Below are 19,277 nucleotides of genomic sequence, written 5' to 3' on the forward strand. Positions count from 1 at the left end.
AAGTTTTTATTTTCGGGGGATAAATGAGCGCGGGAAGCCCAACATTCACATTGCGCCGGATTGCGGCACTGTCACTGGTTAGTCTGTGGCTGGCTGGTTGTTCCAGCAATAACACATCTCAGGCGCCGATCAGCAAGGTCGGCAAGACGGGCAGTACGTCAACCTCCGGTGGCGGTATGCTTTCTGGCGGGTCAGCCAGTACCGCGACCAGCAGCAGCGGCGGTATGCTGATTACCCCGCCGCCTAAACTGCCGACCACCACCACCGTGCAGGAGCCCCGGATCCAGCCAGTACAACCGGTACAGCGGGCTGAGCCGGTACAGACTTCGCGCCCGGTGCATACGGCCCCTAAAGCGACCGCTCCAGCCCAGACCCAGGCCCAGTGGCACCATGACAAGGTGCAGGTAAAAGACGGGCGCATTGTGTATAACCGCAAATACGGTGATATCGCCAAAGGCAGTTATAACGGCGGCAGCCGCTATACAGTACAACACGGGGATACACTGTTTTATATCGCCTGGGTCACGGGGAACGACTACCGGGACCTGGCAAAACGCAATAATATCCCTGAACCGTACAGTCTGACCGTCGGCCAGACGCTGAAAGTTGGCAGCAATAACAATAACGTAGCTACAGCCAGTGCCCCGGTTGAGACCCAGGTCCCGGTGGCTGAACAAAAATCGTCCACGACGGTTGCGTCTCAGCCGGTAATTACGTATTCTGAATCTTCAGGTGAAAAATCTGATAATAAAATGTTGCAGGGGAATAAAACAACCGTGAGCACTGCACCGGTTGCCAGCAGCGTTAATACCGTTTCCAGCTCGTCGTCTGGCAATGCGTCTGTATCCGCATGGCGCTGGCCGACAGAGGGCAAAGTTATCGATAACTTCTCTGCCAGTGAGGGGGGGAATAAAGGTATCGATATCGCGGGGAGTAAAGGTCAGGCTATCGTAGCGACGGCAAGTGGTCGCGTGGTGTATGCCGGTAATGCTCTGCGTGGATACGGTAATCTTATTATCATCAAACACAACGATGATTACCTGAGCGCCTATGCCCATAACGAGACAATGCTGGTCCGGGAACAACAAGAGGTTAAGGCGGGACAGAAGATAGCTACCATGGGTAGCACCGGGACCAGTTCTACACGTTTGCATTTTGAAATTCGTTACAAGGGGAAATCCGTCAACCCGCTGCAGTACCTTTCGCAGCGATGAATCGGCAAAGTATTTCGTAGTACCGTGTGGCGGTGAAAGCGCTTTTCGGTTCCACTGCTGCCGGTCTTCAGGTGCTTTGCTCAGGGATCACGGGTAGGAGCCACCTTATGAGTCAGAATACGCTGAAAGTTCATGATTTAAATGAAGACGCGGAATTTGATGAGAACGGAGTAGAGGCTTTCGACGAGAAGGCCTTAGTTGAAGAGGAACCCAGTGATAACGACCTGGCAGAGGAAGAACTGCTGTCACAGGGGGCCACACAGCGTGTCCTGGATGCCACACAGCTCTATCTCGGAGAGATTGGTTACTCACCTCTGCTGACCGCGGAAGAAGAGGTTTATTTTGCCCGCCGCGCGCTGCGCGGAGACGTTGCTTCCCGTCGGCGGATGATCGAGAGCAACCTGCGGCTGGTGGTGAAAATCGCCCGCCGCTACAGCAATCGTGGTCTGGCACTGCTGGATCTGATTGAAGAAGGAAATCTGGGGCTGATTCGCGCCGTTGAGAAATTTGACCCGGAACGCGGGTTCCGTTTCTCGACCTATGCCACCTGGTGGATCCGCCAGACCATTGAACGGGCCATTATGAACCAGACCCGGACAATCCGTTTGCCGATCCATATCGTGAAAGAGCTCAATGTCTATTTGCGCACCGCGCGCGAATTGTCACATAAACTCGATCACGAGCCGAGTGCGGAAGAGATAGCCGAGCAACTGGATAAACCGGTTGATGACGTGAGCCGGATGCTGCGTCTGAACGAGCGTATCACCTCCGTGGATACTCCGCTGGGCGGGGACTCGGAAAAGGCGCTGCTGGATATCCTGGCCGATGAGAAAGACAACGGCCCGGAAGACACCACCCAGGACGATGACATGAAACAAAGCATCGTTAAGTGGTTGTTTGAGCTGAACGCCAAACAGCGTGAAGTGCTGGCCCGGCGTTTTGGCCTGCTGGGATATGAAGCGGCCACCCTTGAAGATGTGGGCCGTGAAATTGGCCTGACCCGCGAGCGTGTGCGCCAGATCCAGGTTGAAGGGCTGCGGCGTCTGCGGGAAATTCTGCAGACCCAGGGCCTGAATATCGAGGCGCTGTTTCGCGAATAATCAGCAATATCTCTGAAAAAGGCGGTGAGTGATCACCGCCTTTTTTCTGTTTACGCCCCGGCCTGGTTTTACCCGCAGTGGCGACTGGCGTAAAATGCATTACAAATGCACTTTAACCTCGCGAGCCCCCATGACCGGTAAACGCATCCAGCGTGAGAAACGCACGATTCTGAGCATGATAGCCCTGTATGAAAAACGCTGCCCGGCAGCACTCAGGGATGAGCAGCACTACCAGGCGCTACAGCAGTATGCGCAAAAACGCCTGGAGCGCTGCGTATTTGGTGAGGAAAAGCCCGCCTGCAAGCAGTGCCCGGTGCACTGCTACCAGCCCGCGAAACGCGAAGAGATGAAGCAGATCATGCGCTGGGCGGGGCCGCGAATGCTGTGGCGCCACCCGATTCTGACGCTTCGCCATCTGATTGACGATCGCCGCCCGGTGCCGCCACTGCCGGAGAAGTACCGCCCGAAAAAATAACCCCGCCGTTTCCGGCGGGGTCTGTGTTACACCATACTTTTCAGCCGGTAGAGCCACTCCAGCGCCTGGCGCGGCGTGAGGGTATCCGGATCCAGCCCCTCCAGCGCCTCTGTGACCGGGCTGGCCTCTTCCGGTGGGGCAAGTAGCGACATTTGCGTGCCGTCAATGGCCGTGGCCGCCGCATTACCGGAGAGGCTTTCCAGCTCGCGCAGCTTCTGGCGCGCCCGTTTAATCACCTCTTTAGGCACCCCGGCCAGGGCCGCGACCGCCAGACCGTAACTCTTACTGGCCGCCCCCTCCTGCACGCTGTGCATAAAGGCGATGGTCTCGCCGTGCTCGATAGCATCAAGGTGGACATTGGCCACACCTTCCATTTTTTCCGGTAGGGTGGTCAGCTCGAAGTAGTGGGTGGCGAACAGGGTCATGGCTTTGATGCGGTTCGCCAGATTCTCAGCACAGGCCCAGGCCAGGGAGAGACCGTCGTAGGTGGAGGTGCCGCGGCCAATTTCGTCCATCAGGACCAGGCTGTGGGCGGTGGCATTGTGCAGAATATTGGCCGTTTCGGTCATTTCCACCATAAAGGTAGAACGCCCGGAGGCCAGATCGTCTGCGGCGCCGACCCGGGTAAAGATCCGGTCTACCGGGCCAATTTCCGCCTGACCGGCAGGCACAAAGCTGCCGATATAGGCCAGCAGCACAATCAGCGCCGCCTGGCGCATATAGGTGCTCTTACCGCCCATATTCGGGCCGGTGATGATAAGCATCCGCCGCTGGGGGGCCAGCTGTAGCGGGTTGGCGATAAACGGCTCGCTGAGCACTTGCTCCACCACCGGGTGGCGGCCTTCGGTAATACTGATGCCCGGTTTATCGCTCAGTACCGGGCACACGTAGTTAAGTGCCCATGCGCGCTCGGCCAGGTTGGTGAGCACGTCCAGCTCTGCCAGCGCACTGGCGCTTTGCTGTAAATCCGCCAGGTGGGGCAGCAGCAAGTCGAACAGTTCATCATAGAGCTGTTTTTCCAGCGCCAGGGCTTTGCCTTTTGAGGTCAGAACCTTGTCTTCGTACTCTTTCAGCTCGGGAATAATGTAGCGCTCGGCGTTTTTCAGGGTCTGGCGACGCACATAGTTAATCGGCACCAGGTGGCTCTGGCCGCGGCTGACCTGGATGTAGTAGCCGTGTACCGCGTTAAAGCCCACTTTCAGGGTGTCGATACCCAGCCGCTCCCGTTCGCGAACTTCCAGCCGGTTGAGGTAGTCGCTGGCGCCGTCTGCCAGGGCGCGCCACTCGTCGAGCTCGGCATTATAGCCCGGGGCGATAACGCCACCGTCGCGCACCAGTACCGGCGGGGTTTCGATAACCGCCCGCTCCAGCAAATCGCACAGCTCGCTGAATTCGCCCATCTGCTGTACCAGCGCCTGTACTGCCGGGGCGCTGACGGGGGCCAGCAGCTGGCGCAGGGCCGGTAACTGCTGAAAGGCGTTGCGCATTCGCGCCAGGTCACGGGGGCGGGCGGTACGCAGGGCAAGGCGCGCCAGAATACGCTCCAGATCACCAATCTGGCGTAGCACTTCCTGGTACTCGCCGCTGTTTTCCTGAAGTGCGGCAATCGCCTGCTGGCGCGCCCGCAGGATGGTGAGATCGCGCACCGGCATGTGCAGCCAGCGTTTGAGCATCCGGCTGCCCATCGGGGTGACGGTAAAATCCAGCACTGAGGCAAGGGTATTATCGGTGCCGCCTGCCAGGTTCTGGGTTATCTCCAGGTTACGCCGGGTGGCAGCATCCATGATGATACCGTCCTGGGGGCGATCCATGGTGATGGCGCGGATATGGGGCAGGGCGGTGCGCTGGGTGTCTTTCACATACTGCAGCAGGCAGCCTGCCGCGCACAGGCCGCGCTGGGCATTTTCCACCCCGAAGCCGGTAAGATCCCGGGTGCCGAATTGCAGATTCAGCTGCTGGCGGGCGGTTTCCGGTTCAAACTCCCACAGAGGGCGGCGGCGCAGGCCGCGGCGCCCGTCAATCAGCCCCATGTCGCTGAAATCTTCGGCGTACAGAAGCTCTGCCGGGTTGGTGCGCTGTAATTCAGCCGCCATGGTTTCGCTGTCTTGCGGCTCGGTCACCCGAAAGCGGCCAGAGCTGATATCCAGGGTGGCATAGCCGTAGCCTTTGCTGTCTTTCCACACGGCGGCCAGCAGGTTATCCTGGCGCTCTTTGAGTAGTGCTTCGTCGCTGATGGTGCCCGGGGTCACAATGCGCACCACTTTGCGCTCAACCGGCCCTTTGGTGGTGGCCGGGTCGCCAATCTGTTCACAAATGGCGGCCGACTCGCCAAGGTTGACCAGCTTTGCCAGGTAGTTCTCTACCGCGTGGTGGGGAACGCCCGCCATGGGGATCGGCTCACCGGCTGAGGCGCCGCGTTTGGTCAGTGAAATATCCAGTAATTGCGACGCCCGGCGGGCATCGTCATAAAACAGTTCGTAGAAGTCACCCATGCGATAAAACAGCAAGATCTCCGGGTGCTGCGCTTTGAGGCGCAGATACTGCTGCATCATGGGGGTGTGGCTGGACAGGTCCTTATCAATGTCTTCGTTCATATTGATTTTACTCATTTTTTAATTCTTTCAAGTGCTCATATGGCCCCAGGTAAAACCCCTTTAAACCCACATAAACCCATAAATTTGTAGCTCACTTGTAGCTCAGGGCGGTGATAGATTGGTTTTACTCCTTCTCTGGGCTACAAATGGTGGTGATACTTTGAAAACAATCCTCAATCAGGCATTTATTATCAATAGGTTAAGTGTAAAAGTTAAGCCTGAACTCAGTAGATCTGGAAAAGTCATTATCGAAGCTAACCCTGACCAAAAACCTTACATAGTTTTTGACGATCGTCGGGATTCACCTGTTGGCTTCGGTGTGAAGGTCAGTTTGACGAAAAAAACCTATGTAATCCAGCGAAGAGTAGCCTCGTCAGATCGTAATGTCAGCGAGGGTAAGAAGCCAGGCTCTGTCTTGAAAGTAAAGGTTGGAAATGTGTCCGATTTTCCGAGTATCACTTATTGAATCAAGCGATCATTTCAGCGCAATTCGTTGAGCGTTTCTTACACCCTAAGTACCAAAGATAGGTTAACAAAACCCAAGAAATGAGAAGGACTAGCTGTTTAACATTCAATCTCAGTTGGCCAGTTTGGGTTAAAGCATCTTTGGGCGAAGAAACGGTTGATGCTGTCTAGACTGGCCCCATAGATCACCAGACACTTCGCCTCTCTTAAAATAAGAGGTAGTCTTGGAACTATGTTTAACACCAGTCAGAATAATAAGATGGTTGAAGTGTTATCAGGACCTGAGCGGCGTCGGCGTCGTACTCCACAGGAAAAAATTGCCATTATTCAGCAGACTATGGAGCCGGGCATGACCGTGTCCCACGTTGCCCGTCTGCATGGCATAAATGCCAACCAGATCTTCAAATGGCGAAAACAGTATGAAGAGGGATCGCTGACTGCTGTTACTGCCGGTGAAGATGTTGTCCCGGCCTCCGAACTGGCAGCAGCCAATAAGCAAATCCGCGAACTCCAGCGACTTCTGGGTAAAAAGACGATGGAAGCCGAAATACTCAAAGAAGCCGTGGAGTTCGGCCGGGCAAAAAAATGGATTGCGCATGCGCCCTTGTTGCCCGGGGACGACGACTAACCGACGTCTGCCGGAGTATCGGTGTGTCGCGTGCGCAACTGAGTATCAGGGTTCACCGGCCCTCTGACTGGCAGGATCGCAGACGGCAATCCCATTTTGACGACAGCGCTGTGTTATCCCGAATAAGCACGGAGGTGGCTGACCTGCCGACGTATGGTTATCGCCGTGTATGGGCGTTGCTGCGACGGGAGTCAGAGCGGAAGGGTCTGCCAGTGGTTAACGCAAAGCGGGTATATCGTATTATGCGAGCCCACCATCTGCTCATTGAGCGTAAGCCTGCTGAGCCTTGCCGGAAGCGGGCCCATAAGGGGCGTGTAGCGGTGGCTGAGAGCAACCGGCGCTGGTGCTCAGATGGCTTCGAGTTCCGTTGTGACAATGGCGAAAAGCTGCGGGTGACCTTCGCGCAGGACTGCTGTGACAGGGAGATAATCGACTGGGCAGCCAGTACCGGAGGCTATGACAAAGAAACGGTGCAGGATGTCATGTTGGGTGCGGTAGAAAAACGCTTCGGAAGGGAGTTGCCCACAGAGTCGCTGGAATGGCTGACGGATAACGGTTCAGCGTACAGGGCGCATGAAACGCGGGCGTTCGCTCGGATGTTGGGACTGGAGCCGTGCACAACAGCAGTCCGCAGCCCGGAAAGCAACGGCATAGCAGAAAGCTTCGTGAAGACGATAAAGCGGGATTACATCAACATGATGCCGAAACCGGACAGCCAGGCAGCGGTGATGAACTTGGCGGTGGCGTTCAGTCATTACAACGAACATCATCCGCACAGCGCGCTGGGATATCGCTCACCACGGGAATATAGACGCAGAAAGTTATCGCAACCGTAAGAGAGAAAAGGTGTCTGGATATATAGGGGCAAATCCACTGTCATTGAAAGCATGGGGGCGTTTGAGAAACATTCAGTTGCTTACCTGTCTGATAAGGATGTTGCCCGTTTAGCTAACCGTTTCATACTTGATGTACTGCTTAAAGGGCTTGGCCGATGAGTGAGTCTTTGACGGGGGCTTGATGTGAATTTGCGTAGAAGTTTTGGTATACTGTTTGAACGATGTGTTTCAGCCCAGATTCTGCTTTTCAGGAGTAATAATGAGCAATAACAAAAAAACTCAGGCAAGCTACGCTAAGCCATCTCGTGCTGATATCGTTCGCTCAGTAGCAACATCTACGGCTGTTGAAACAGGGCAGTCCTCCGCGAAGATCGAAGCTTCACTTGAAGCCACACGCAAAAAATTTGCTCATTTGCGTCTTGCGGTTTAACCCCTTCTTAATGCCTCACTGACCCAGTGCTTCATCGACTCGTAGTCCATTGACATGCCTGCATGTATGGCCGAGATATACTGGTTTTTGTTCTGCTCCCAGCTTTGATAATCCAGTGGTTTGTACCCACCCTGAACGGCCATCACGTCGGCCAGCAGTCGCGACAGGCGTCCGTTTCCCTCTCTGAATGGATGGATAAGTATCAGCTCGACATGGGTTATGGCGATAGCGGTGATGAGTTGTTCTTCGTCCATGCCGCTACACGGTGTGTATTGAGCCAGATACTTAGTGTCGAATTCGTTCAGCAGTTTTGGCAACTGTGCTGAAGGGGCAAACATAAAGCCGCCTTTGCTGATATTCACCGCTCTTTCTTGTCCAGCCCACTCGTAGATGTTGCCTAACCAGCGGCGATGTGTAGTGGTCAACTAAAACTGGCCACGGGTTTAGAGTTTTTCCAGTATCGGTTTTCCGATTCGTTTGGGGGTAACCCACCGTTATAGTCATGCGGCCTTAGCGAGCTGTAATACCCGACGATATAGTCTGTGATCGCATGAGCTGCTTCGCTAAAGTTTATATAGCCTGTCACTGGCACCCACTCGTTTTTCAGACTTCTGAAGAAGCGTTCCATCGGGCTATTATCCCAACAGTTTCCGCGTCGACTCATACTTTGCCTGATCCGGTAACGCCACAATAACTGCCGGAACTGCCTGCTTGTGTAGTGGCTACCCTGGTCACTGTGGAACATCACTCCCGCTGGTTTACCTCGGGTTTCCCACGCCATTTCCAGTGCTTTGATGGTTAACCTGCTGTCCGGTGAGAATGACATTGCCCAGCCTACCGGTTTCCTGGCGAACAAATCGAGAACAACGGCGAGGTAAGCCCAGCGGCTGCCTGTCCAGATATACGTCACATCGCCGCACCACACCTGATTAGGCTCTGTCACTGCGAACTGTCGCTTAAGGTGATTTGGGATAGCGATGTGTTCATGACCACCACGTTTATACCGGTGGGTGGGTTGCTGACAACTCACCAGCCCCAGTTCTTTCATGAGCCTGCCGGCAAGCCAGCGTCCCATTCTGAAGCCTCTCAGGGTTGCCATAATGGCGATACTTCTTGCACCAGCAGAGCCATGACTGATGTTATGCAGCTCCAGAACCTGACTACGTAATACAGCCCGCTTGCCGTCTGGCTTTTCGGGGTTTTTCACCCAGTATTTGTAGCTGCTGCGATGAACCCCGAACACGTGGCAGAGTGTGGCCACAGGATACTGCGCTCTGAGTTTCCCGATTAACGAGAACTGTTCAGGGAGTCTGACATCAAGAGCGCGGTAGCCTTTTTTAATATGTCGTTTTCCATTTCCATGCGTTGTAGCTTTTTCTTTAGCTCACGTATTTCAATCTGTTCCGGGGTTATAGGGGAGGCTTTAGGTGTTTTGCCCTGTCTTTCATCCCGCAACTGCTTTACCCATCGCGTCATGGTAGAAAGCCCCACATCCATAGCACTGGCCGCAGCTGCAACGGTGTAGTTCTGATCAAGAACCAGTTGAGCGGATTCGCGTTTAAACTCTGCGCTGAAATTTCTTTTTTTCATTGGGACACCTGTATTGTTCTGAGATGAGCATATCACCTCTGTTCAGGTGGCCAAATTCAGTAAACCACTACAATGCCAGCTTTTAAGCATGGCTACGCTGAGCTGTCCTTGCGGGAACTGTTCTTCAAAAACAGACTGGTAGAGTTGTTCTAACAGGACAAGTTCAGCCTCATCCATCTCATCAGAAGTCGCGATCCCCAGCTTGTTAGCCAAAACTTGCTCGCCAGAGTCTTTCTCATACTGACCCTCACTGCTGGATACATGGTATCGGCTCATGGAGATGCCCTGTGTTATTAGAAGGATGGGAAAACAGAGGGAGTATAACGCTGGATGAGTACAGCAAACAATATTCTTAAAATCATATAGTTACAAAAGTGTAGGTTAAAATGTAGTTTTTATTCACTGGTGGAAAATAATCTTTAATAATCAGCATTAACACACCAATGCATCATGGGGGTGTGGCTGGACAGGTCCTTATCAGTCGCCTCTTGCATATTGATTTTACTCATTTTTAAAGTCTTTCACGTGCCCAATTACTGCCGTAATAAGAAATGGCGCTGATGGTATACAGTGCCCGCCGGGGCCACGGAGGCGAACGCGGTGCGGCAGCGATCCGATACGCCGTTCAGCCCTTCCTGCTGCTGGCTGAAGGTGATGACAGGCGGCGTGGTTTCCCGGTTGATTGTCAGCACGAATATGCTGTCGTAATCGTACTTCGGCCAGCTATCCGGCACGACCGAGCTGTCTGCCCCTTCACGACGCAGGATAGATTTCACCACGCGGATCAGATTGTGGTGCTCCCAGGCAACCAGGATAACCGGCTGTTTATCCCGGGTGAGCCGTTTTGCCACGCGCTTCACGTCTGCGGCGTGGTACTCCAGGTTAATCGGTACAGAGAGCTGCACCGCCAGTGGTGTCACGGTGCTGAGTGCGCGTAATGAACTGCCGGTATTGCTCTGATCCGGTGCAGAAGCAAAGATTGCGCCAGGCGGCCCGAAACGGGACACCAGCACAGTCGGCAGCGCCAGGGAGCGGTTGAGCCCCTTGCAGGTGAGCTGCCCGCTGCCGTTATCGGGCTTCTCCCCGTGGCGGATAAAAATAAAGGTTTGTGTTGCCCGGGCCATACTGCTCAGGGCCATCAGAAGTGTGAAAAATAGCGTGATGTGGCGTCGCATCATGTTGTTCTCTCTGAAAGGCAAAGGTCATGGCCGGGCATATAGCCTGACACCTGGTTGATTTTTGAGCTTATTTTGCCAGTTAACCGGACAATACTTTGCCTGAAGTGAGATAACGGTGTGTATATTTCCGTGCGCCTGAGGATTTTTTCAGCCAACCGGACAGAAAAACACCGGCCGGGCCGGTTGAGCAATCATACTTTTGCAGGAGATTACCGGCCAGTGAAGGTAATGTGATCGTTCTCCGGATCTCGGATTTAGCGCTAGCATAAATGCCTGGCAGGCTATTTCCTGCCCGTAATTAACGGTGTTATTCTGCTGCGGATACTAACTGCGAAAGGAAACAGGTTATGTCCGGAAGTGAGTCCAACGTCAGAATCAGTGATGTTATCCCCAATTTTATCGATACCGCCGTTAACTTTATGGCATCCACCCAGGCATTCCGTGAGTATCTGCATAACGCGCCGCGTACCGATATTACCCCGGCCGGGTTAAGTGACGATAAAGCACGCCACTACTTCGAGTGCCTGAGCTACTACCGGGAAATTTATCAGCCGGTCTCCCGGCAGCGTTAGTGTCAGGGCAGGCGGGCTGTGCCGCCCGCCTGGATCAGGCATACTGCGGGATAAAATCGCTGAGGATATCGTCGCGCAGCGCCAGAAAATCTGCCTGGCTCCGGTTTCGGGGACGGGGCAGGTCTATCTCTACAATGCGCCTGATATGGCCGGGATTTGCCGCCATCACAACAACCCTGTCGCTCAGCCATACGGCTTCATCCACATCGTGGGTGACCAGAATCATGGTGATATTTTCCCGCTGCCACAGTGACTGTAACTCCCCCTGCAACCGCTGGCGGGTGAAGGCATCCAGCGCGCCAAGCGGCTCATCAAGCAGTAAAACCTGAGGCTGGTTTACCAGCGCCCGGGCGATGGCAACCCGCTGGGCCATACCGCCGGAAATTTCGTGGGGCCAGGCGTGTGCGAAGCCCTGTAGCCCGACCAGCGCCAGATGCTCATCCACCCGGCGGGCTTTTTCTGCCGCGCTGAGCGGGGCGTTTTTCAGCCCTACCGCAATGTTCTGCTCCACGTTCAGCCAGGGAAACAGCCGGTTATCCTGAAAGACGATACCCCGCTCAAGCCCCGGCCCGGTGATGGCTTTCCCGCCCAGGCTGATGGTGCCCTGATAGTCAGTATCCAGCCCGAGCACCATACGCAGTAGGGTCGATTTTCCACAACCGCTACTGCCAACGATACTGATAAACTCTCCCGGCCCTATCGTCAGGGAGACATCATTAAGGATCTCCCGCCGCGCACCGGGTCTGTGGGGATCGGCAAAAGATTTATTCACATGATTAATACTGAGCGCAGCACGCGTCATATCAACTCCTCAGATTATCTGGTAACCCAGGCGGTACGCCAGGCGCTGTTCCAGCCAGCGGGCGCTGGCATTCAGCCCCCATCCCACCAGGCCAATGATCACCATACCGGTTATGACTAAATCCATCCGGAAATGCTCACTGCCGTCGATTAACAGGTTGCCGATCCCCTCCCCGGAGACCAGTAAATACTCCGCGCCGATGGTGGCAAGCCAGGAGTAAATCAGCGACAGGTAAAGGCCGGTAAAAATGGTCGGCAGTGCTGCCGGGAGCTGCAGTGTCCGGAAGGTCTGCAACCGGGTCAGGCACAGGGTGCGGGCCACCTCCTGAAGCGACGGAGGGACCTGGCGCAGGCCATCCCAGGTGTGCACGGTAACCGGCACCAGCGCCGCCAGAGACAGGAACACCACTTTGGCCGTATCCGTAAGCCCGAACCAGACTGAAATCAGCGGGATCCAGGCAAACAGCGAAACCTGCTTAAAGGTGTTAAAACTCCCGCCGACAATCAGCGAAAATGTCCGCCACTGGCCCAGCAGATACCCCAGTATCATGCCCGCACTGGCACCCAGCGCAAAACCTGTCAGCTCCCGGATAAGGCTGGCAGACAGGGCACGCCACAGCTGGCCGGAGGCGGCCATATGCCAGGCGGTGTGCAGCACCTGCTCGGGGGGCACCAGCAGGGCTGAGCGGGCCGGGTAGTAATGGGCGCACCACCACCAGACCACGAGTGCCAGTACCGGGAGCACGCCACCGCGTAGTTTTTTCAGACTGTGCATTATTCCCCCTTTACCACCTGGCGGTGGCGCAGCAGATACCTTTCAGCGGCGCTGCATCCCCGGTCAATCAGCCAGCCTGTTGCGCCCACCACCACCACTGAGGCCATCACCAGATCCAGCTGAAACAGCTGGCGGCCATAAACAATCAGGTATCCGAGCCCTTCGCTGGAGGCGATAAGCTCAACCACCACCAGTGAAAGCCAGGCCTTCGTGAAGGCCAGCCGCAGGGCGCTGAACAGCACAGGCACTGCGGCTGGTAACACCACGCCACTAATAATTTGCCGCTGGCTGAAGCCGTTTACCCGGGCGACCTCGATAAGCGATACCGGGGCATGGCGAAACGCCTGAATGGCCCCAAGAGTGACCGGCACCAGGGCCGCATGGGCAATCAGCGCGTATTTCAGCGGCTCGCCAATCCCAAAGATCAGCAGCGCAAAGGGGAACCAGCCCAGCACCGGAATTTGTACCAGCCCGTTAAAGCCCGGCAGGATAAACGCCCGTAGCGTTGCAAAAAGCCCCATCGCGCAGCCCAGCGCCAGGCCCAGCAGGCTGCCAGTGACAAAACCGACCAGCACACGCTGCAGGCTGGCGCGGGTGTTCAGCCATAAATCGCCGCTGGTGGCCAGATCACTGAGGGTCAGCCACACATCCCCGGGGGAGGGCAACACCTGCGCAGAGATCCACTGCTGGCTGGCGGCAAGCTGCCAGCCAGCCAGCAGGGTGAGGGGCAGCAGCCAGCCATATAACCCCGGGGAGAGGCGCAGCCTGCGCCCGGTGCGCGCTGTGCGGGCAACCGCCGGGGAGAAGATCCCGGGCAGTGAAAGGTTAACCTGGGGCATGGGGCGACTCCTGCTGTTCTGCGGTGGGCTGGCCGCTGGCGTTTGCCGGGGTCCAGTAATTTTCCAGCCCTTTTTCTTTCAGCGCCTGGTTAAGATAACGGGGATCAAACCAGCCGCTGACATCCACTGTCCGGCGGATCAGGCGCTCGGCTTGTGCCTGCCCGGCCACCTGCTGGTAGCGGGTACGAAAGAACGTATCCAGCAACGGGGAGTTACGCTCCTGCAAAGACTGGTTAGCAAATTCGGCCTGCCAGGAGGTATAAGGAACGCCGGATTTAGCCCACTCCCGGAATAACGCCTGCTGATTGGCCGGATCTGACGCCCAGCGGGCGGCATCCACAACCACGCTGACCACTTTCTGGGTCTGCTGAGGGTGGGTGCGGGCATATTCATCGCGTACCAGCAGTGAGGTCTGGCGGGTGAGCCCCACATCCTGGCCCTGGGTGGAGTAGATAATGTCCACAATCCCCTGATCCCGCAGCCGGAAGAGCTCCATACCGCCGAAGGCCGCATCCACACCTTTAGTGGCCAGGGCGGCCTGGGTGGCGCCGTTATCCAGGTTAATCACTTTAAGGTCCCGCTCGGTTAACCCGTGGGCTTTCAGGATATTAATGGCCACCAGGTGGCCGTTGGTCCCGCGGAAGATGGCCACTTTCTTCCCTTTAAGATCGGCCAGCGTTTTGATATCCGAGCCCTTCGGCACGGCCACATAGCTGTTGCCCCGGGTGCCCACGGCGGCAATCAGCCGGGTATCAAGGCCGTTCGCCCGGGCAACCACCTGGGGGAGATCCCCCTCCCAGGCGAAATCGATCTGCTTACTGGACAGGGCCTCGTTAACGGCCGGGCCAGCCCCTTTAAAGAAGAACCACTGAATATCTGTGCCGCTCCCGGCAAAGGCTTTTTCCAGCAGTTGCTGATTGCGCACTACCCCCAGGGCCGAGCCACCGGCGGTGACCGGATCCCCTCCGCCGCCGGTGGCAACACCGATACGCAACGCATCGGCATACGCGCTGCTGATGCCCAGCAGTAACAGCCAGGCGACATAATGGCGTTTTTTCATCATAGGGTGGCTCCTGCTGTGGCCGGACGGCGCTGTTTTTCCTGCTCATTTTGCGGTGAGCGGGTGGTTGGGGTGGGCAGAATGGCCCGGCTGTGTCTGCCATCGACACTGACCGGGATATCACCCGCCACGGTCGTGCGGCGCACTATTCGCGCGGCATCGCCGTAATCATCTACCGCGATATGCTGGGTGGCCCGGTTATCCCAGATAACCACATCGCCCTGTTGCCAGCGCCAGCGCACGGTGTTGTTCAGGCTGGTGATGCGCTGCTGGAATAACTGAAACAGCAGGGCGGAATCCTGTGGGCTGACTCCCTGGATCTGGCGCACAAAATGGCCGAGCAGCAGGTTGCGTTCTCCGGTTTCCGGGTGAACATGGACCAGCGGGTGCTCGGTTTCATAGACGGCGGAAACGAAACTCTCCCGGCGGCGCTGGTTGAGTGTGGCATCCACATTTTTTGACGGCACATAGTCATAGACATTGGTGTGTCTGGCCCACAGGGTGTCTGCCAGGTGCTGCAGGGGCTGAGGGAGATCCTGATACGCGCTGGCGGTATTGGCCCAGACGGTATCGCCACCGAAGGGGGGGATCACTTCACCGCGCAGAATCGAGACTTTTGGGTAGTCCACCACGAAGGTGACATCCGTATGCCAGGAGCTGGCGCGGCTCTCCCGGGAGTCGAGGTTCAGAATGGCGCTGGTCTGCCGGTCGCTGTCTACGGTGGGGTGGGGAACTTGTGGCCCGAAGCGGCGCGAAAAGGCTTCGTGCTGTTCATCATTAAGATGCTGGTTACGCAGGAACAGCACTTTATACTGCAACAGTGCCTGATACAGGGCGCTGAATGTTGCGTCATCCAGCGGGTCGCTCAGCGAAATATGACGCACTTCAGCACCAAGACGTCCGGCCACGGGGGTGATGGTAAAGGTCATTTGTTATGCTCCTGTTCACGATGGGTTAACAGGATGATATGCATTGCAGTTATCAATAACGAAGTGATTATTTCAGAAAAGAATATGCGCAAACTGATTGGTGCGCGGTGAAACACAGGGGAAAACCGGCTGCGCGTTTTTTAGCATAAACGGCTACACTTTAGCCGCTGATGGCTGCGGTTATATAAATATCCCTTCACCGTCCGGCCAGATGATTTACCATGAGCGCTACTTTCTATTTTCTCGTTTGGTTTACGGATATCTCATGCTTAAGCGTCAATATGCTTCACTTCTTCCAGTCCTGGTGCTGCTCTGTGCCTGTAGCAGCAAACCCAAGGCCCCGGCGCAGGAGCCGGTAACCTCAGGAACACCTGGCGGCGGTTTTCTGTTGCAGCCGCAGCACGATGTTTTGCTGCAAAGCGGGGACTTTGCCAATAACCCTGCGGCAGAAAAATTTATCGACAAAATGGTGGCGGAGCATAATTTTGACCGCCAGCAACTGCATGAAATTCTCTCCCAGGCGAAGCGGCTGGATTATGTGCTGCGGCTGATGGATCGCCAGGCACCCAGCGGATTACCGCCCAGCGGGCCTAACGGCGCATGGCTGCGCTACCGCAAACAGTTTATTACCCCGGATAACGTTCAGAATGGCGTGGTGTTCTGGAACCAGCATCAGGAAGCCCTCAGCCGGGCGCAGCAGATCTACGGCGTACCGCCGGAGATTATTGTCGGCATTATCGGGGTAGAAACCCGCTGGGGCAGGGTGATGGGGAAAACCCGGATCCTCGACGCCCTGGCGACACTGTCGTTTGCGTACCCGCGCCGGGCGGCGTATTTCTCCAGCGAGCTGGAAACCTTCCTGCTGATGGCCCGTACCGAAGGGGATGACCCGCTCAACCTGAAAGGCTCCTTCGCCGGGGCCATGGGGTATGGCCAGTTTATGCCTTCTTCCTTTAAGCAGTACGCGGTAGATTTTAACGGCGACGGGCACACCAATTTGTGGGATCCGGATGATGCCATCGGCAGCGTGGCGAATTACTTCAAAGGCCACGGCTGGGTGCCGGGCGATCTGGTCGCGGTGCAGGCCATAGGGCAGGCTCCGGGCATGGATAACGGCTTTAAAACCAAATACAGCGTGAGCGAGCTCGCGGCGGCGGGGCTCTCCCCGATGCAGCCGCTGGGCGACCACGCCCAGGTCAGCTTACTGCGCCTGGATGTGGGCAGCGGTTACCAGTACTGGTACGGGCTGCCAAATTTCTACACCATTACCCGTTATAACCACAGTACCCATTACGCGATGGCGGTATGGCAACTGGGGCAGGCGGTGTCGCAGGCCCGTCAGGGTTTTTAAGCACACCGGCGCAGATATCCGGGCCACCCAGGTGGCCCTTTTCTTTTTGGGGGATGCCCCCATATTGAGGTTTCTGGTCAGTGCGGCCCGGCTCGCAACCCGGTAACATCACGCTTGTCCCGGAACCCCCGGAGATTACAATCGGAGCCATGATGACAGACAGTGAAATGATGCAAATCAGCGCCGATGTGGGCGCGCGCCTGCTGCGGGCTGGCGCAACGGTGACCACCGCAGAATCATGTACTGGCGGCTGGATTGCCAAAGTGCTGACCGATATTCCCGGCAGCTCGGCGTGGTTTGAACGCGGGTTTGTGACCTACAGCAATGAGGCGAAGTCTGCCATGGTCGGTGTCAGCCCCGGTACGCTGGATTCCCGGGGGGCAGTAAGCGAGCCCGTAGTGTGCGAGATGGCCCGGGGGGCATTGCATGAAGCCGGTGCCAGTTACGCGGTGGCGGTGAGCGGGATAGCCGGGCCAGACGGCGGCAGCCCGGAAAAGCCGGTAGGCACCGTGTGGTTTGGCTTTGCCAGCGCCGCTGGCGCGCTGGAGGCCCGGCTACAGCATTTTCACGGGGATCGCGACGCGGTGCGCCGCCAGTCGGTGGCTTATGCGCTGCTTACCCTGCGGGAACTATTTCTACAAAATACTTGATACTGTACGCTTGTACAGTATAATCACGGCATCACATCGACATTAGCGACGCAGTGCAGCGCCAGGCGCTTCACCTGCATGACGGGAGTAAAAATGGCTATCGACGAAAACAAACAGAAGGCGTTAGCGGCAGCACTTGGCCAGATTGAAAAGCAATTTGGTAAAGGCTCCATCATGCGTCTGGGTGAAGACCGTACCATGGACGTAGAAACCATTTCTACCGGGTCGCTGTCTCTGGATATTGCGCTGGGTGCCGGTGGCTTGCCAATGGGCCGTATCGTTGAGATCTACGGGCCGGAGTCTTCCGGTAAAACCACGCTGACATTACAGGTCATTGGTGCCGCTCAGCGTGAAGGCAAAACCTGTGCGTTTATTGACGCGGAGCACGCGCTGGATCCGGTTTACGCCCGTAAGCTGGGGGTTGATATCGACAATCTGCTGTGCTCCCAGCCGGACACAGGCGAGCAGGCGCTGGAAATTTGTGACGCGCTGGCGCGCTCTGGCGCGGTTGACGTTATCGTGGTCGACTCGGTTGCGGCGCTGACACCAAAAGCGGAAATTGAAGGCGAAATCGGCGACTCCCACATGGGGCTGGCGGCCCGTATGATGAGCCAGGCCATGCGTAAGCTGGCGGGTAACCTGAAGCAGTCCAATACATTACTTATCTTCATTAACCAGATTCGTATGAAGATTGGCGTTATGTTTGGTAACCCGGAAACCACCACCGGTGGTAATGCGCTGAAATTCTACGCCTCCGTTCGTCTGGATATCCGCCGTATTGGCGCGGTAAAAGAGGGCGATAATGTGGTGGGCAGTGAAACCCGCGTCAAAGTGGTGAAAAACAAAATTGCCGCGCCGTTTAAACAGGCTGAATTCCAGATAATGTACGGCGAAGGGATCAACTTCTACGGTGAGCTGGTTGATCTGGGCGTGAAGCACAAGCTGATTGAAAAAGCCGGTGCGTGGTACAGCTATAACGGTGAGAAGATTGGTCAGGGCAAGGCGAACGCCAGCAACTTCCTGAAAGAGAACAAACCGATGGCGACCGAGATCGAGAAAAAACTGCGCGAAATGCTGCTGCATAATCAGGACAGTACGCCAGATTTTCAGGTTGATGCCTACAGTGAAAACGCGCCTGAGTCTGACGAAAACTTCTGAGTTTTCTGAGTAAGCGCGAGTGATTCACCCGTAACCAACAAGGGCTGCATAATGCGGCCCTTTGTCTTTTACGGCTACAGACCGCGGGGCACCCCGTATTCTGACCGGTGATACAGGATAAACTGATGGACGATACCTCCTCTTCACTCCGCAGCGGGCGGGCCCGGCTGATGGACAAAGCCACCCGCATTCTGGCAATGCGTGACCACAGCGAACAGGAACTGCGCCGCAAACTGCAACAGCCGCCGCGCATCCCGGGTAATACACCGCCGCCGGAATACAGCGCGGAGGATCTCGATGGGGTTATCCAGTGGTGCTATGAACACGGCTGGCTGGATGATGCCCGCTTTGCCGGGCGCTTTATCGCCAGCCGGGCCCGTAAAGGCTACGGGCCACAGCGGGTGCGCCAGGAGCTGCAGCAAAAAGGGATTGATCGCCACCAGTGCGATGAAGCACTACAAAACTGCGATATTGACTGGGAAAACCAGGCCCGGGAGCTGGCCGGGCGAAAATTTGGCACGCCGCTTCCCACCGGATTTGTGGAGAAAGTCAAAGTGCAGCGCTATTTGCAGTACCGGGGATTTTACCAGGAAGATATTCAGGCCCTGTGGCGGGGTTAAGCCATAATCACC

Annotated in this window: 18 protein-coding genes and 3 pseudogenes; 11 read left to right on the forward strand and 10 right to left on the reverse strand. The window is 56.2% G+C overall.

The window, feature by feature from the left end:
- Window positions 1-83: 83 nt before the first annotated feature.
- The 3 genes from nlpD (at window position 84) to EBL_RS04180 (ending at window position 2,789) form a co-directional block, all read left to right on the forward strand.
- The gene (gene nlpD / locus EBL_RS04170) at window positions 84-1,214 is read left to right on the forward strand and encodes a murein hydrolase activator NlpD (protein WP_232001957.1); all 1,131 of its coding nucleotides are present in this window, start codon (window positions 84-86) and stop codon (window positions 1,212-1,214) included.
- 107 nt (window positions 1,215-1,321) lie between these two features.
- Window positions 1,322-2,314 carry an RNA polymerase sigma factor RpoS gene (gene rpoS / locus EBL_RS04175; protein WP_002442472.1) on the forward strand — a complete coding sequence of 331 codons (993 nt, stop codon included), beginning with the start codon at window positions 1,322-1,324 and terminating at the stop codon, window positions 2,312-2,314.
- A 130-nt stretch (window positions 2,315-2,444) separates the two neighbouring features.
- Window positions 2,445-2,789: a nitrous oxide-stimulated promoter family protein gene (locus EBL_RS04180; RefSeq protein WP_002442474.1), complete on the forward strand. Its 345-nt coding sequence runs from the start codon at window positions 2,445-2,447 to the stop codon at window positions 2,787-2,789.
- A gap of 26 nt (window positions 2,790-2,815) precedes the next feature.
- Here the strand turns inward: EBL_RS04180 and mutS are convergent, their stop codons facing one another.
- Complete coding sequence (gene mutS, locus EBL_RS04185; protein WP_126298289.1) at window positions 2,816-5,383, reverse strand: DNA mismatch repair protein MutS; 2,568 nt, start codon at window positions 5,381-5,383, stop codon at window positions 2,816-2,818.
- A gap of 160 nt (window positions 5,384-5,543) precedes the next feature.
- On the opposite strand from mutS, the pseudogene EBL_RS19655 reads away from it, so the two are divergent.
- From EBL_RS19655 to EBL_RS20710, 3 genes and pseudogenes are all read left to right on the forward strand, one after another.
- Window positions 5,544-5,840 (forward strand): annotated as a pseudogene (locus tag EBL_RS19655) (integrase); the annotation flags it as partial.
- A gap of 267 nt (window positions 5,841-6,107) precedes the next feature.
- A protein-coding gene (locus EBL_RS04195; RefSeq protein ID WP_126298244.1) for an IS3 family transposase occupies window positions 6,108-7,312 on the forward strand; the annotation gives its coding sequence in 2 pieces (ribosomal slippage) (window positions 6,108-6,426 and window positions 6,426-7,312; 1,206 coding nt in all).
- A 259-nt stretch (window positions 7,313-7,571) separates the two neighbouring features.
- Window positions 7,572-7,742: a hypothetical protein gene (locus EBL_RS20710; RefSeq protein ID WP_000069461.1), complete on the forward strand. Its 171-nt coding sequence runs from the start codon at window positions 7,572-7,574 to the stop codon at window positions 7,740-7,742.
- On the opposite strand, the pseudogene EBL_RS04200 reads toward EBL_RS20710, so the two are convergent.
- The 4 genes and pseudogenes from EBL_RS04200 to EBL_RS04220 all read right to left on the reverse strand — a co-directional run.
- A pseudogene (locus EBL_RS04200) lies at window positions 7,739-8,167 on the reverse strand (Fic/DOC family protein); the annotation flags it as partial. The gene EBL_RS20710 and the pseudogene EBL_RS04200 sit on opposite strands and share 4 nt — an antisense overlap.
- Window positions 8,164-9,332, reverse strand: a protein-coding gene (locus EBL_RS04205; protein WP_126298259.1) for an IS3 family transposase whose coding sequence is annotated in 2 segments (ribosomal slippage) — window positions 8,164-9,083 and window positions 9,083-9,332 — 1,170 coding nt in all. Because the reading frame shifts where the segments join, the coding sequence is not laid out codon by codon here. The gene EBL_RS04205 and the pseudogene EBL_RS04200, both read right to left, overlap by 4 nt.
- Window positions 9,333-9,383: 51 nt before the next feature.
- Window positions 9,384-9,608 (reverse strand): annotated as a pseudogene (locus tag EBL_RS04215) (cell filamentation protein Fic); the annotation flags it as partial.
- Between the two features lie 257 nt (window positions 9,609-9,865).
- Window positions 9,866-10,510, reverse strand: a complete 645-nt coding sequence (locus EBL_RS04220) for a histidine phosphatase family protein (protein WP_014715861.1) — start codon at window positions 10,508-10,510, stop codon at window positions 9,866-9,868.
- Window positions 10,511-10,857: 347 nt separating this feature from the next.
- On the opposite strand from EBL_RS04220, the gene EBL_RS04225 reads away from it, so the two are divergent.
- Entirely contained in the window at window positions 10,858-11,082 is a 225-nt protein-coding gene (locus EBL_RS04225; protein ID WP_002444448.1) for a hypothetical protein, read from the forward strand.
- Window positions 11,083-11,116: 34 nt separating this feature from the next.
- Here the strand turns inward: EBL_RS04225 and EBL_RS04230 are convergent, their stop codons facing one another.
- From EBL_RS04230 to EBL_RS04250, 5 genes are read right to left on the reverse strand one after another with little or no spacing between them, the layout of a single operon-like run.
- A complete protein-coding gene (locus EBL_RS04230) occupies window positions 11,117-11,884 on the reverse strand; it encodes an ABC transporter ATP-binding protein (protein WP_002444446.1) in 768 nt (255 codons plus the stop codon).
- 9 nt (window positions 11,885-11,893) lie between these two features.
- Window positions 11,894-12,658, reverse strand: a complete 765-nt coding sequence (locus EBL_RS04235) for an ABC transporter permease (protein WP_002444445.1) — start codon at window positions 12,656-12,658, stop codon at window positions 11,894-11,896.
- A complete protein-coding gene (locus EBL_RS04240) occupies window positions 12,658-13,497 on the reverse strand; it encodes an ABC transporter permease (RefSeq protein ID WP_002444443.1) in 840 nt (279 codons plus the stop codon). Before EBL_RS04240 ends, EBL_RS04235 begins: the two co-directional genes overlap by 1 nt.
- The gene (locus EBL_RS04245) at window positions 13,484-14,560 is read right to left on the reverse strand and encodes an ABC transporter substrate-binding protein (RefSeq protein ID WP_002444440.1); all 1,077 of its coding nucleotides are present in this window, start codon (window positions 14,558-14,560) and stop codon (window positions 13,484-13,486) included. The genes EBL_RS04240 and EBL_RS04245 overlap by 14 nt, the downstream gene beginning before the upstream one ends.
- Window positions 14,557-15,486 (reverse strand): TauD/TfdA dioxygenase family protein, encoded by a 930-nt coding sequence (locus EBL_RS04250; RefSeq protein ID WP_002444438.1) that lies wholly within the window; start codon window positions 15,484-15,486, stop codon window positions 14,557-14,559. The genes EBL_RS04245 and EBL_RS04250 overlap by 4 nt, the downstream gene beginning before the upstream one ends.
- Window positions 15,487-15,751: 265 nt before the next feature.
- Between EBL_RS04250 and mltB the strand changes: the two genes are divergently transcribed.
- The 4 genes from mltB to EBL_RS04270 all read left to right on the forward strand — a co-directional run bounded on the left by mltB (window position 15,752) and on the right by EBL_RS04270 (window position 19,265).
- Complete coding sequence (gene mltB, locus EBL_RS04255; protein ID WP_002444437.1) at window positions 15,752-16,837, forward strand: lytic murein transglycosylase B; 1,086 nt, start codon at window positions 15,752-15,754, stop codon at window positions 16,835-16,837.
- Between the two features lie 152 nt (window positions 16,838-16,989).
- Window positions 16,990-17,487 carry a nicotinamide-nucleotide amidase gene (pncC, locus tag EBL_RS04260; protein ID WP_002444434.1) on the forward strand — a complete coding sequence of 166 codons (498 nt, stop codon included), beginning with the start codon at window positions 16,990-16,992 and terminating at the stop codon, window positions 17,485-17,487.
- Between the two features lie 93 nt (window positions 17,488-17,580).
- Window positions 17,581-18,645 carry a recombinase RecA gene (gene recA / locus EBL_RS04265; RefSeq protein ID WP_002444432.1) on the forward strand — a complete coding sequence of 355 codons (1,065 nt, stop codon included), beginning with the start codon at window positions 17,581-17,583 and terminating at the stop codon, window positions 18,643-18,645.
- Between the two features lie 125 nt (window positions 18,646-18,770).
- Window positions 18,771-19,265, forward strand: a complete 495-nt coding sequence (locus tag EBL_RS04270) for a regulatory protein RecX (protein ID WP_002444430.1) — start codon at window positions 18,771-18,773, stop codon at window positions 19,263-19,265.
- Window positions 19,266-19,277: the final 12 nt, after the last annotated feature.

Source organism: Shimwellia blattae DSM 4481 = NBRC 105725, from assembly GCF_000262305.1.
Taxonomy (GTDB): domain Bacteria; phylum Pseudomonadota; class Gammaproteobacteria; order Enterobacterales; family Enterobacteriaceae; genus Shimwellia; species Shimwellia blattae.